This is a genomic window from Mobilisporobacter senegalensis, assembly GCF_003752155.1.
GTDB classification, from domain to species: Bacteria; Bacillota; Clostridia; order Lachnospirales; family Lachnospiraceae; genus Mobilisporobacter; species Mobilisporobacter senegalensis.
In genome coordinates this window covers 1-13,996 of the sequence record NZ_RJVG01000015.1, presented here as the reverse complement: position 1 = coordinate 13,996, position 13,996 = coordinate 1, and the positions used below count along the sequence as shown (strand labels likewise).

The 13,996-nt window shown below is 33.4% G+C and carries 12 protein-coding genes; 11 read left to right on the top strand and 1 reads right to left on the bottom strand.

Translation table 11 applies throughout. The features are described 5' to 3' along the window. The first annotated feature begins 70 nt into the window (after window positions 1-70). From EDD66_RS16910 to EDD66_RS16860, 10 genes are all read left to right on the top strand, one after another. Complete coding sequence (locus EDD66_RS16910) at window positions 71-640, top strand: adaptor protein MecA (RefSeq protein ID WP_123610773.1); 570 nt, start codon at window positions 71-73, stop codon at window positions 638-640. Window positions 641-916: 276 nt separating this feature from the next. Next, window positions 917-1,558: a TrkA C-terminal domain-containing protein gene (locus EDD66_RS16905; protein ID WP_123610772.1), complete on the top strand. Its 642-nt coding sequence runs from the start codon at window positions 917-919 to the stop codon at window positions 1,556-1,558. Between the two features lie 179 nt (window positions 1,559-1,737). Continuing rightward, window positions 1,738-2,874 carry an ABC transporter ATP-binding protein gene (locus EDD66_RS16900; RefSeq protein ID WP_123610771.1) on the top strand — a complete coding sequence of 379 codons (1,137 nt, stop codon included), beginning with the start codon at window positions 1,738-1,740 and terminating at the stop codon, window positions 2,872-2,874. Continuing rightward, a complete protein-coding gene (locus EDD66_RS16895; RefSeq protein WP_123610770.1) occupies window positions 2,871-4,445 on the top strand; it encodes an ABC transporter permease/substrate-binding protein in 1,575 nt (524 codons plus the stop codon). The genes EDD66_RS16900 and EDD66_RS16895 overlap by 4 nt, the downstream gene beginning before the upstream one ends. 161 nt (window positions 4,446-4,606) lie before the next feature. Next, complete coding sequence (locus tag EDD66_RS16890) at window positions 4,607-5,167, top strand: CDP-alcohol phosphatidyltransferase family protein (RefSeq protein ID WP_123610769.1); 561 nt, start codon at window positions 4,607-4,609, stop codon at window positions 5,165-5,167. Window positions 5,168-5,521: 354 nt separating this feature from the next. Continuing rightward, window positions 5,522-5,782: a hypothetical protein gene (locus EDD66_RS16880; protein WP_123610767.1), complete on the top strand. Its 261-nt coding sequence runs from the start codon at window positions 5,522-5,524 to the stop codon at window positions 5,780-5,782. A 77-nt stretch (window positions 5,783-5,859) separates the two neighbouring features. Continuing rightward, window positions 5,860-6,495: an undecaprenyl diphosphate synthase family protein gene (locus EDD66_RS16875; RefSeq protein WP_123610766.1), complete on the top strand. Its 636-nt coding sequence runs from the start codon at window positions 5,860-5,862 to the stop codon at window positions 6,493-6,495. A gap of 62 nt (window positions 6,496-6,557) precedes the next feature. Then, window positions 6,558-7,898 carry a DUF4846 domain-containing protein gene (locus tag EDD66_RS18770; RefSeq protein WP_243115407.1) on the top strand — a complete coding sequence of 447 codons (1,341 nt, stop codon included), beginning with the start codon at window positions 6,558-6,560 and terminating at the stop codon, window positions 7,896-7,898. A 579-nt stretch (window positions 7,899-8,477) separates the two neighbouring features. Then, window positions 8,478-9,881, top strand: a complete 1,404-nt coding sequence (gene rhaB / locus EDD66_RS16865; RefSeq protein ID WP_123610765.1) for a rhamnulokinase — start codon at window positions 8,478-8,480, stop codon at window positions 9,879-9,881. A 15-nt stretch (window positions 9,882-9,896) separates the two neighbouring features. Beyond that, the gene (locus EDD66_RS16860; protein ID WP_123610764.1) at window positions 9,897-11,150 is read left to right on the top strand and encodes an L-rhamnose isomerase; all 1,254 of its coding nucleotides are present in this window, start codon (window positions 9,897-9,899) and stop codon (window positions 11,148-11,150) included. Window positions 11,151-11,225: 75 nt separating this feature from the next. On the opposite strand, the gene EDD66_RS16855 is transcribed toward EDD66_RS16860, so the two are convergent. After that, complete coding sequence (locus EDD66_RS16855) at window positions 11,226-12,098, bottom strand: AraC family transcriptional regulator (protein WP_123610763.1); 873 nt, start codon at window positions 12,096-12,098, stop codon at window positions 11,226-11,228. 250 nt (window positions 12,099-12,348) lie between these two features. Here EDD66_RS16855 and EDD66_RS16850 point away from each other — a divergent pair, with 250 nt between their 5' ends. Then, a complete protein-coding gene (locus EDD66_RS16850; protein ID WP_123610762.1) occupies window positions 12,349-13,848 on the top strand; it encodes an L-fucose/L-arabinose isomerase family protein in 1,500 nt (499 codons plus the stop codon). Window positions 13,849-13,996 lie beyond the last annotated feature (148 nt).

The following is a 13,996-nucleotide window of genomic DNA, read 5'->3' as shown; positions in this document are numbered from 1 at the left end:
TGAAACTCTTATTAATTATAATGATTTATTTAGAACAATTAACTTTTTTTATAATATAGGAAGTGAGAATATGAAAGTAACAAAAATTAATGAAAATCAAGTTAGATGTGTAATAAATAAAGATGACATAAAATCAAGAAATACTAACATCATTGAATTATTCCATAATAGAGAAAAAATGCATAGTCTTTTTTCTGATATGATGGAAGAGGTAAGTAAAGAATATGGAGATGCATATCAAGATTCAGGAATTATGATGGAAGCAATTGTTACCTTTGAAGGCTCTATTATTGTTACCCTTACAAAACAGGAGGAGAAAGAACTCTTAGAAAAGAATACTGATTTAGACGAGAATACTGCGTATATTGTATATTCATTTGACAATCTGAAAATCGTTATGGAAGTAAGTTCTTTATTAAAAGAATTTAAGGGTAGAAATACTCTCTATAAAGATAATGATAATGAAAAATACTATCTGGTATTTTCTAAGAATGACAAAGAAGAGATAGAAGATAGGATTTATTTCTTAAATGAATATGGTCAGGAAGAAAATTTATCAAAAATATATATGTCTTATCTTAAGGAACATTATAGTATTATAGTAAAAGAGTCTGCAGTTCAAACTCTTGGTATGATATAATGAAAGCAATGAGCCAAGCGCGAAGCATTTGGCGAATGCAACAAGATCATGAACTTGTTCATGATATAATGAAAGTAATGAGCCAAGCGCGAAGCATTTGGCGAATGTAACAAGATCATGAACTTGTTCATGATATAAGAATAGAATTTTGAGCGACCTATTTTCAATAGGTCGTTCTTTTTAGGAAGAAAACTGCGAGACGTAATGCCCTTTTCTTGTGGTTCCAATAAAATTATGTTAAAATGAGTAAATTATACACGTGATTAGGAGAATAAAATGGAGAAGAAAGTTAATATAACAAATCCAAGGTATCAGCAGATTGCAATGGATATAGCTTCTAAAATAGCAAAAAAACATTATATTGTGGGTGAGAAAATATATGCCAGATCAGCTATGGCCAGTCAGTATGGAGTATCATCAGAAACAGCAAGGAGAGCTATCGGAATCTTAGCGGACCTTGATATTGTTGAAACTACCAAAGGTAGTGGAGTTATGATAAAGTCTTATGAGAAAGCATTAGAATTCGTACATCAATATAATGACATCCAGACGGTTTATGATTTAAAAAAAGAGATAACAGAGAGTATAAACAGACAAACGAAAGAACTGGATTACTTTAATCATTGTCTGTCAAAATTTATTGAAAAAACAGATAAATTTCGATATATCAATCCATTTACTCCATTTGAAATTGAAATAATCAAGGAATGTCCCCACCTTAATAAAACCATATCTGAAGTTAACTTCTGGCATAATACAGCAGCGACGATTATTGCCATTAAGAGAGACAATACTTTAATTATGTCACCTGGTCCATATGCTTTATTTTTAGAAAGAGATATAGTTTATTTTGTAGGGGATGACAATTGTCTGGAACGGGTACAGAATTTTATTCATCCAATAAATCAAAATATTTAAAAATCAACAAGGAAATTATAATCGGCCTTATGTTAAAGAAAATCAACTTTGACATAAGGTTTTTTGTATATGATTGGAAATTTGACAAATAAACTATTTCCCTTTATAATAAAAACACATTAGTAACAACTTCATAATTACGACAAGTTGTTACTTAAAACGATAGAGGAGGTAGTATAATGATAAAATTTGAGAATATTACAAAGAAATTTAAAGATAAAAAAGTATTAAAAGATATATCCTTTGAAATTAATAAAGGCCACTTAGTAGCTTTTATCGGTGCCAGCGGTTGCGGTAAAACAACAACGTTAAAAATGATCAACCGCTTAATTAAGCCTTCATCAGGTAAGATATTTATTAATGGAGAGGATATTGAGAAAAAAGATGTGATTGCATTAAGACGTAATATGGGATATGTAATCCAGCAGACTGGTTTATTTCCACATATGACAATTAAGGAAAATATTGAGATTATTCCTAAGGTTGAAAAGAAAAATAAAGATGAAATTACAAAGCGTACCATGGAACTTATGGAAATGGTGGGACTTAATGCAAAAGAGTTTCTTAACCGTTATCCTACAGAACTTAGTGGAGGACAGCAGCAAAGAGTAGGAGTGGCAAGAGCTTTCGCCACGGATCCTGAAATTATTTTAATGGATGAGCCTTTCTCTGCATTAGATCCCATTACAAGAGTGGGGCTTCAGGAGGAGTTAATTGATCTGCAATCTCACTTAAAAAAGACAATTGTATTTGTAACCCATGATATGGATGAGGCGATTAAAATAGCTGATATGATCTGTATTATGAAGGATGGTGAAATACTGCAATATGATACACCAGAAAATATATTGAAGAATCCAGTCAATGAATTTGTTTCAGAATTTGTTGGTAAGAACAGAATTTGGACTTCCCCAGAATTTATTAAGGCTGAGGATATTATGCTGGATTCACCGGTTAGTTGTTTAAGTAACCTGACCTTAAACAGATGTTTAGAAAAAATGCGTTCTAACAAGGTGGATAGTTTAATGGTAGTGGAAAGCAAAACAAAAAAACTCTTGGGAATCATTAATGCTAAGAAAATCCAAGAAACGTTAGACCGTTCTAAAGAAGTGAATGAAGTTATGGAAACGAATCTTATAAGTGTTGAGCCAAATGATTCCATAATCGATATATTACAACTGGTAGAAGATAATAATGTTTCAACAGTACCAGTTTTGGACAAAAATAAAAGGCTACTTGGACTAATTACGAAAAGCAGCCTCGTGACAACCTTGAGCCAACAATTTATTGACACAGAGGAGGGGATGCTGTCATGAATTTTATAGAATATGTGATTGTAAATAAGGAACAGATATTATCTTTGACCCTGGAACATATTAAACTTACAATAATAGCTGTAGGATTTGCAATTTTATTAGGTGTTCCATTGGGAATATTGATCAGCTATGTAAAACAATTAAACAAACCAATTCTGGGAGTTGCGAATATTATTCAGGCAATACCCAGTATGGCATTATTAGGATTTGCGATTCCCTTTTTAGGGATTGGAACACTGCCGGCAATCGTAATGGTCATATTATATTCATTGCTTCCGATCATTAAAAATACTTTTACAGGCATACAAAATATTAATGCCCAGACAATTGAGGCTGCAAAAGGTATTGGTCTGACTAAATTCCAGATATTATTTAGGGTACAAATTCCTTTAGCACTTCCTGTTATTATGGCTGGTGTTCGTATCTCATCAGTTACAGCAGTAGGTCTTATGACTATGGCAGCATTTATTGGTGCAGGTGGACTTGGATTTCTTGTCTTTTCAGGAATTCGTACTGTGAATAATCTTCAGATACTGGCAGGTGCTATACCAGCATGTTTATTGGCATTATTCGTGGATTTCATAGTTGGAATCGTTGAAAAACTTGTAACTCCAATCAGCTTACAAAAAATAAATGGGTCTAAGAGTAAAAGAATACAAATCAGAAAAATAGAAAAAGTTATACTTTCTTTTACAGCATTGGTGGTTGCTATTATATTTGGTTTTTCAGCAATCTTAAATGGAACCACAGATCAAAAAGTTATCCGTATTGCCAGTAAAGATTTTACAGAACAACATATTCTGGCGCATATGTTTTCTGATTTGATTGAAGACAGAACAGATATTTTGGTTGACCGAAAAATTAATTTGGGGGGTACACAGGTATGTTTTTCAGCCCTAAAATCAGATGATATAGATATGTATATAGATTATAGCGGTACAGCATATGGAGACACTCTTAATTATCCGCCTATCTCAGATATGGAAAAAGTATATGATACAGTAAAATCTGATTTTAAAGAACAATTTAACATAGAGGTGTTAAAGCAAATCGGGTTTAATAATACTTACGTTTTAGCTGTTAACAAAGATACTGCCAAGAAGTATCAGCTTGAAACAATCAGTGATCTGGCAAAGGTTGGAACTAAACTCAGAGCCGGGACTACACTGGAGTTTTTAAACAGGGAAGATGGTATACCGGGACTAATAAAGCATTATAACTTTAATTTTAAAGATACAACAGGGTTGGACGGTTCACCAAGATATATTGCATTAAATAATAATGAAACGGATGTAGTTGATGCATTTTCTACAGATGGGTTATTAAAGAAATTTGATCTGGTTACATTAAAAGATGATAAAAACTTTTTTCCACCTTATTATGCCATACCACTGGTGAGAGGCGAGGTCATTGAACTCTATCCTGAAATTGTACCAATTATAGAGGAATTGGGTAGTATTCTGAATGATGAAATTATGATAGAGCTAAATTATAAAGTGGATGAACTTCAGATGGAACCAGATGTAGTAGCCAAGGAATTCTTAACAGAAAATGGTTTATTAGAAGAATAATATATAGAGTGTCCTCTCAGAACAATTAAGAGGGCACTTTTTATAATGAAATTTGCAAAATAACAAAATATGATATAAGATATTATTAGGATATTATATTTTGACAGGATATAATAAAAGTATCATTGCAATACGTAATAACATGTGGGAAGGGTTAAAAGATGAGAATAAATTTTAAAAAGAAAGATTTAATTACAATACCTAATATATTAACATATATCAGGCTTATACTTATACCGGTCATTGTTATATTATATGTGAATGCGAAAAGTCCAAGGGACTATTATACAGCAACAATCATCTTTGTCATATGTGCTTTAACAGATTCTCTGGATGGATTTATAGCAAGACATTATAACCAGATAACTGACTTGGGAAAAATTATTGATCCAATTGCGGATAAAGCAATGCAGGCAGCTATCCTATTATGTTTATTGATCCGTATCAAGGGGATTTTACCTATCTTTATTTTATTTGCTATTAAGGAAATCTTTATGGGAATTGCTGGCCTTATGCTCTTAAAGACCGGCCGCAAACTGACTGGTGCCAAATGGTTTGGAAAGGTCTGTACTGTAGTCCTTGATACGGTGATGGTAATATTATTTGCCTTTCCATCCTTAGATTTATCAATTGTCCGCATTTTATTAGGGCTCAGTGTCATATTTATGATTTTCTCTCTTATTATGTATGCAATGGATTATATTAAAATTTTTCGTAGGTAAATCAATATAGGTGTTATGAACGGGTAATACCTATTGCATGCTATTAAAATCCAGGCAGAGAAGACCTGGTAATAGATTCCATGGAAAATATTGAAACATTATGTATAATGGTATATAATGTTATTAATAAAATGAATTTTTTGCATCAACTGGAAAATATAATCTTAAAAATGGGAGATGGTGTTTTAGTGTATCTGTTACCAATATCAATTATCACCCTTATTCTCTATGGAATGGGAATTGGGATAATGTTCTTAAGTATTTACTGTTTGATCTTAGCAATTAAAGCTTTAAAAATTTATATCAGTAAGAACGAGTAAATAATTATTTCATTTATTATTTTGGGAGGTAGTTATGTTATTTTGGAATCGGAAAGTTGTATATCATGGTTTTCTTGTATTTGAAAAAGGTAAGATTAGTGATATATTAACGGCTAATCATATTAAACATGTAGCAAGGTTTGTAAACAAGAAGAGTAAATATATAATGAATCATAAAAATCAGTTAAGTTATGAGGGGTTTGCACTTAACCTGAATTATGAAAAAGAGTTTTATATTTATGTGTCTAAGAAGGACTATTATCGCGCATTAAATCTCATTTCATCCAACGGCTAATCATTGATTTATAATACATAGAATAATTCATCATAAATGGGGTAGTATTTTTAAGTAGATAGAAAGGATGTGTTTACTTGAGAATACCAAATCACATTGGAATTATTCCGGATGGTAATAGAAGATGGGCGAAAGGCCAGGGCCTTGGGAAAGAAGAAGGATATCAGCATGGACTGGCTCCTGGGCTGGAACTATTAAGACAGGCAAAAGCGTATGGGATTGAGGAAATTACTTATTATGGTTTTACTGCCGATAATTGCAAAAGACCTAAAATTCAGCAGGAAGCATTTCAAAAGGCATGTGTGGAAGCGGTTCATATGATATCTATGGAAGGAACATCTTTATTAATTGTTGGTAACACTGAGTCAGAATCTTTTCCTAAAGAATTATTACCGTATACCAGACGTACGGATATAGCAGGAGGAGGAATGAAGGTCAATTTCCTTGTTAATTACGGATGGGAATGGGATTTGTCTTGTATTCAGTCTTCAAAGGAGATGCCAATAATACATCAATTACATTCAAGAGATATTTCAAGAATCGATTTAATTATACGTTGGGGAAATACAAGAAGATTGTCTGGATTTTTACCGGTACAATCGGTGTATTCAGATTTTTATGTGATCGATGAAATGTGGCCTGATTTTAAGACGGAACATTTTAAAGATGCAATAGAGTGGTATAATAAACAGGATATAACGTTAGGTGGCTGATTATTTTTTATAGGCGGGTATATATTCATATGCTTGCTTTTTTTATTAAGGAAGTGATTGGAATGAATAAAAAATATTTGAGTATATTTACGGCTATAGTTCTATGTATAATATTTATTGGAATGGTATATTATCTGGAGCAGAATAGCATTGCAAATCCACCGGATATTACTGTAAAGATTGAAGATCAACTGATAAATACGGAAGTTGGTTTAAATGAGTGGAATGGAGCAGTTTATGACAGGGAAGATGTTTTCAAAACAATTATAAAGCAGAATAATCAGATACCTTATGTTCAATTAGGTGAAATGGTGCAAATAGAATTTAAGGAAAATAATCCGGATAAGATAACCGTAACGGATTATATACTGACGAAAGAGGGAAATCTTAAATATTCTGATAAAGCAAAGGAAATAATTGCACTGGAGAAGGAAGATGGAGCATATAGATTTCAACTAAAATCCAACCTTGCTTCATTTTTAAGTTCTAACAGCGAGGATTATAAGAAGGGAAATACCATACGTGGATTTCGGATTCTATGTAATTGGGGTAAAAATGAATGTGAATATGGATTTATACTTAGAACAGATGGGAGTACCACTCAGGTAGATAACGAAGAGATGTTACAGGAGGATGTGGAAGTATTTCATACCATTTTGCCGGAGGGCAACAATTTGGCAACACGGATTATTCCACCGAAAGATTATGTCAGAACAGAAGAAGACAACAATAGTTTTATGGCATTTATGAGAAAATTGCCCCTAAAAAGGGATGGTAGTCCTGTATTATTATACAATGGTGATGAGAAAAATAATCAGGATGTTCACATTGCTGTTTTTGATATAGATATTGGAGAGAAAGATTTACAACAATGCGCAGATTCCATTATAAGAATATATGCAGAATATTACTGGTCAAATGAGGAGTATGATAAAATTGCTTTTCATCTTACCAACAATTTTCTCATGGAATATATAAAATGGAGGGATGGGAATCGTTTAAAAGTAAATGGGAATCAAACTTCATGGGTAAAAACGGCAGCCTACGATGACTCTTATGAAACTTTTCGAAAGTTTCTGGACACAGTTTTTATTTATGCAGGAACGTTATCATTAGACAGAGAAAGTGAAAAAATAGGGTTAGAGAATATTCAGGCTGGTGATATGTTTATAAAAGGGGGAAGTCCCGGACATTGTGTCTTAGTAGTAGATGCCGCAGTAAAGGAAAATGGAGACCGGGCTTATCTTTTGGCACAAGGGTTTATGCCTGCTCAGGAATTTCATGTTCTGAAGAATCCTTTGCATGAAGAAGATCCGTGGTATTACGACAATGAAATAGTATATCCGCTGAAAACTCCCCAATGGACCTTTGAAGAGGGGAGTTTAAAGAGATGGATGGAATGATATAGGCCGAGCAACAAGATTTAGAAACACTAGCGTATTTCTAAATCTCGCGGGCTTCGCCCAATGTTTATATAGTTATGATAATCTAAGCCGAGCAACAAGATTTAGAAACACTAACGTATTTCTAAATCTCGCGGGCTTCGCCCAATGTTTATATAGTTATGATAATCTAAGCCGAGCAACAAGATTTAGAAACACTAACGTATTTCTAAATCAACGTATTTCTAAATCTCGCGGGCTTCGCCCAATGTTTATATAGTTATGATAATCTAAGCCGAGCAACAAGATTTAGAAACACTAACGTATTTCTAAATCTCGCGGGCTTCGCCCAATGTCATCATATATTAAGATAAATTTTCATGCAAGCATGAACTCATCTTAATATATGATGACGCTCGGCTCATTGCCATCGCGCAAAAGAGGACGTTATTTTAATCAAATAACGTCCTTATATTTTGGGCTTAAATGTTTATAATGATAGTATAAAGTGAAACTTGATTCAGATATGGCCTGAAATATAATGCAATTTAGCCTGACTTATCTGTTGATGGTTAATAGAAATAAAAGGAGGAGTCAAAAATGCAAAAGTACTATTTGGCAGTAGATATTGGAGCATCAAGTGGAAGACATATTTTAGGATCTGCTCAGGATGGGAAAATCGTTTTAGAAGAAATATACCGTTTTGAAAATGGAATGGTAAAGAAAAATGGCAACTTATGTTGGGAACTTGATAGACTCTTTGTGGAGATAAAAAATGGTTTAAAAAGATGTAAGGAATTAGGAAAGATACCAGCCAGTATGGGAATTGATACCTGGGGGGTTGATTATGTATTACTTGATTCCAATGATCAAATTCTTGGGAATACTGTTGGATATCGTGATAAGAGGACAGAAGGAATGGATTCATTAGTATATGATATCATATCTGAAGATGATTTATATCAAAGAACAGGAATTCAAAAACAGATCTTTAATACAATCTATCAATTAATGTCTGTGAAAACAAAGAATCCGGAACATATGGCTGCGGCAAAAAGCTTATTAATGATACCTGATTATTTTAACTTTTTACTTACAGGGAATAAACTTCAAGAATATACCAATGCTACAACCGGTCAGTTAGTAAGTCCGATTACAAAAGATTGGGATTATGAACTAATTGAAATGCTGGGGTACAACAAAGATATGTTTTGTAAAATGTCAACTCCAAAAACAGTGGTCGGTAATTTCAGTGATGCTATTAAAGCAGAAGTGGGATTTGACTGCGAAGTTGTATTACCGGCAACACATGATACTGGTTCTGCAGTACTATCAATCCCTGCAAATGATGACGACTACTTGTATATTAGCTCAGGGACATGGTCATTAATGGGAATTGAAAGAATGGAAGCTGATTGCAGTTTAGACAGTAAAAATGCTAATTTTGCCAATGAAGGCGGTTTTGATTACCGTTTCCGTTACTTAAAGAATATTATGGGCCTTTGGATGATTCAATCTGTAAGACATGAACTAAATGATGCCTATTCTTTTGCTCAGTTATGTGATATGGCAATTGCAGCAGGAGATTTTAAATCCAGAGTAGATGTGAATGCAGATTGTTTCCTGGCTCCTGAGAATATGACAGAAGCAATCAAACAATATTGTAAGATAACAAATCAGGACGTTCCTAATACAATAGGTGAAATTGCAGCATGTATCTATAATAGCCTTGCCATGAGCTATGCCAATACAGTAGAAGAAATTGAGAAGATATCCAATAGAACTTTCAATCGGATTCATATTGTAGGCGGCGGTTCCAATGCGGGATATCTGAATGAATTAACTGCAAAATATACGAAAAAAGATGTATATGCAGGTCCGACAGAAGCAACTGCAATAGGTAATATATTGGCACAAATGATTAAAGCAAATGAATTTAAAACAATTGAAGAAGCAAGACAATGTGTATTTGATTCTTTCCCAATAACAAAATATGAATTTTAAAAAGGAGAAATTATTATGACTACAAAACAAAGATATGAATCAGCAAAAGAGATTTATAAAAATTTAGGCGTAGATACGGATAAGGTTTTAGAACAATTAAAAAATGTACCTATTTCCATGCATTGCTGGCAAGGAGATGACGTTGCAGGATTTGAAGGAAGCAAAGAATTATCCGGTGGAATCCAGGCAACTGGAAACTACTTTGGAAAGGCTAGAAATCCGGAAGAATTAATGGCTGATATAGATAAAGCCTTAAGTTTAATTCCAGGAACACATAGAATTAATTTACATGCAAATTATGCAATTTTTGAAGATGGACAAGAAGTAGACCGTGATAAATTAGAACCAAAACATTTTGCAAAATGGGTTGAATTTGCAAAGACACGAGGTCTGGGCTTAGATTTTAATCCTACTTATTTCTCACATCCAAAGGCTGATGGTTTAACTTTATCAAGTGAAGATGAATCTATTAGAAAATTCTGGATCGATCATGGTAAGGCATGTATCAGAATCTCAGAATATTTTGCGAAAGAATTAGGAAAGCCATGCTTAATGAATATCTGGATTCCAGATGGTTTTAAAGATATCCCTGCAGATCGTATCAGTCCAAGAGCAAGACTTAAAGACTCTCTTGATCAAATTATATCTATTGGATATGATAAGGAATTAGTTCATTTAGCAGTGGAATCTAAAGTATTTGGTATTGGCTTAGAAGCTTATACCGTTGGATCCCATGAATTTTATATGAATTATGCGGCTAAGAATAATATTTTATGCTTATTGGATAACGGACATTATCACCCAACAGAAGTAGTATCAGATAAAATTCCTTCCATGTTATTATTCTCAGATAAGATAGCTCTTCATGTTACAAGACCAATCAGATGGGATAGTGACCATGTAGTTATCTTTGATGATGAGACAAAAGAAATCGCAAAAGAAATTGTTCGCTGTGATGCTCTTGACAGAGTTTTAATTGGACTTGATTTCTTTGATGCAAGTATCAACCGTATTTCTGCATGGGTAGTTGGCATGAGAAATATGCAAAAAGCCCTATTATATGCAATGTTAACACCAAATAAAAAATTAGCAGAATTACAAAACGAAAGAAATTATACAGAACTGATGATGCTGCAGGAAGAATTAAAATTATATCCATTTGGTGATGTATGGAATTACTTCTGTGAAATCAACAATGTTCCAGAAAAAGAAGATTGGTTTAAAGTAGTAAAAGAATATGAAGCTGCTGTTTTAGCAAAAAGAAATTAATCACTGCCCTCTCATAAACCCTTTATAATATAGTCATAAACAGCCGGAACTTTTGTTCCGGCTGTTATTCAATATTTATAGCATCCATTCTTTACGATAGCCTAATGGAGTAGTGTTTTCTCTCGATTTAAACAGATTAATAAAATGACTCTCGGAATTCATACCACAGGCATAAGTAATCTCCTCAATGGAAAGGTCAGAATACTTAAGAAGTTCTTTGGCATAAGATATGCGGGTGCTAATGATATATTCATTAATCGTAGTACCCGTATATCTTTTAAACTCTCGTGCTAAATGATATTTACTAATACTATATTTATCTGAAAAAAAATCTAAACTTAAGGAATCCATAAAATTTTTATCAATATCTTTCATGATTCCATTGATGGATGGTGGTATAAAAATACTTTTTGTACTGTTCGTACTGGTTTCAATAAGTAATTCAGTCAAAAGAACAGTAATCAACTTTGAAGTCAGAGCTTCCGTGGTGACATCTCTATTGGTATTAATGGCTATGATCTTTCTTAATGTACTTTCAAACAGGGATTGATCTGAAACTTTTAAACTATTAACTCCATTCTTTCTAAATTCTTCATAATACCCTAATGCATTATTCCCAAGGAAATGAATCCATAAAAATTCCCAGGGTTCATTATTAAAATTACTATAATAATGATAGTCCATACAATTTATATAAAAACATTGTCCCCGTTCTAATATAAATTCTTCATTGCCATAACGAAGGAGCCCTTTTCCGGATATAGTATAGACGATTAAAAAAGAGTTTAGATTATTTCGTTCTGTGAAATAGGAAGGGAGAGTCTTAAAATATCCAACTTCCTGAACATAAAAATAGATGGATTTTGCTACTTTGCTTGGAGTAATAATTAATCGTATAGAATCCTTTGACCAATCGTAGGATACCCGTTCTGTAAATTGTCTCTTCATAAACCCTCCATAAAATCATACCGTAAACTTCATGGTCTAATCTACTTATCATGAATCCAGTATAACATGGCAATAATATTTTATAAAGGATAAAAAAGTTTTAAAATTAGTGATTTTATAGAAAAATCATTGACAGCAATATTCTTATATTTTTCAACAACATTCTGTAATGTATTTTAATACATGTGCCATTATAATGAAATCACTAGATAACTTAACAACACTTTTGAAATAAATGGAGGAATCTGTTATGAGATTAAAAGAAACAAAAAAAGCAAGAATCGGTGTATATACCATGGGATTAAAACATTATTGGGGACAGTTTCCCGGACTTAGGGAGCGCATGATAGAATATGGTGAATTCATATCAAAAAAAGTAAAAAATATGAATGCCGAAGTATTTTTCTATGGCCTTGTAGATTGTGAAGAAGAAGGGAAAAAAGCCGGAGAATATTTTAATGGGAACAATGTAGATCTTATCTTAGCCCATGCAGGAACATATGTGACCAGTGCATCCGTACTTCCGGTACATCAAAGATGCAAAGCATTAACAATAATATTAAATCTTCAACCCACTGCAAAGATTAATTATGAGAAGACTACAACAGGAGAATGGCTTGCCCACTGTGGCGCTTGTCCGGTGCCTGAACTAGCCAATGCGTTTCATCGCTCAGGAATCCAGCATAAGATAGTTAATGGATTATTAGGTCTTGATTATACACCTGAAATATCTCTTACGAAAGAAGATACAGGAAATCGTCCGGAAGCAATCAAAGCCTGGAAACAGATAGAAGAATGGGTATTGGCGGCCAGTGTTAAATCAGGTCTTAGTAATGCCAGATTTGGATTCTTAGGAAACACATATAGCGGTATGTTAGATATGTATAGTGACTTTACTATGTTCCAGGCACAAACAGGTGCCCATCTTGAAGTACTTGAAATGTGCGATCTAAACAGAATGTTAGAAACAGTAACAGAAGATGAAGTGAAGGAAAAAAGAAAAGAAATTGAAGAATTCTTTCTTATTAGTGAAGATGTAGCGGCAGATCCTTTGGCACAGAAACCGACAGAAGAACAGCTAAACTGGTCAGCCAAAGTAGCTGTAGCTCAAGAAAAATTAGTAGAAGAATTTAATCTGGATGCATTAACTTATTACTACCATGGTGCACCTGATGGAGCATATGAAAAATTACAAGGCGGATTTATTGTCGGGCATTCACTACTTACTGCAAAAGGGATTCCTTGTGCAGGAGAGGGGGACTTAAAAACTTGTCTTGTCATGAAAATATGTGATATTGTAAATAAAGGGGGAAGTTTCTGTGAAATCGTAGTAACGGACTATGAAGATGGGACAATTCTTCTGGGACATGATGGTCCTTTTCATCTGGCAATTGCAAACGGGAAACCAATTCTTCGTGGAATGGGATTATATCATGGGAAACAAGGGACCGGTGTATCTGTAGAAGCGAAAGTAAAAACAGGTGACATTACAACTTTAGGATGTACTCAGACCATCGATGGAAATTTGAAATTTATTATTACAGAAGCAGAGTCTACAGACGGAACAATTATGACAATTGGCAATACCCAAACGCCAGTCAGATTTAAAAAAGATCCGGATTCCTATATGGATGAATGGTTTGGAGAGGCTCCTACCCACCACTTTGCAATGAGTGTTGGTCACAATGGTTCTTTATTCGAGAAAATTGCAATGGTATTGAATATTCCATCTGTCATATTAGATAAATAAGCTAGATTTATCAAAAGATTAGATTCTCCAATTATGAGAATAATAATTTTAGTAAAGGGGCTGTAAAAAAACTCCCCTAAAAGAAAAATCGCTGTAGGCATAGAGCTTACAGCGATTTTTTGATATAATTAGTTATGCGATTAACTAA

Coding starts and splice junctions, on each gene's coding strand:
- EDD66_RS16910 (WP_123610773.1), top strand. CDS start 71: ATGAAAGTAACAAAAATTAATGAAAATCAAGTTAGATGTGTAATAAAT.
- EDD66_RS16905 (WP_123610772.1), top strand. CDS start 917: ATGGAGAAGAAAGTTAATATAACAAATCCAAGGTATCAGCAGATTGCA.
- EDD66_RS16900 (WP_123610771.1), top strand. CDS start 1,738: ATGATAAAATTTGAGAATATTACAAAGAAATTTAAAGATAAAAAAGTA.
- EDD66_RS16895 (WP_123610770.1), top strand. CDS start 2,871: ATGAATTTTATAGAATATGTGATTGTAAATAAGGAACAGATATTATCT.
- EDD66_RS16890 (WP_123610769.1), top strand. CDS start 4,607: ATGAGAATAAATTTTAAAAAGAAAGATTTAATTACAATACCTAATATA.
- EDD66_RS16880 (WP_123610767.1), top strand. CDS start 5,522: ATGTTATTTTGGAATCGGAAAGTTGTATATCATGGTTTTCTTGTATTT.
- EDD66_RS18770 (WP_243115407.1), top strand. CDS start 6,558: ATGAATAAAAAATATTTGAGTATATTTACGGCTATAGTTCTATGTATA.
- rhaB (WP_123610765.1), top strand. CDS start 8,478: ATGCAAAAGTACTATTTGGCAGTAGATATTGGAGCATCAAGTGGAAGA.
- EDD66_RS16860 (WP_123610764.1), top strand. CDS start 9,897: ATGACTACAAAACAAAGATATGAATCAGCAAAAGAGATTTATAAAAAT.
- EDD66_RS16855 (WP_123610763.1), bottom strand. CDS start 12,098: ATGAAGAGACAATTTACAGAACGGGTATCCTACGATTGGTCAAAGGAT.
- EDD66_RS16850 (WP_123610762.1), top strand. CDS start 12,349: ATGAGATTAAAAGAAACAAAAAAAGCAAGAATCGGTGTATATACCATG.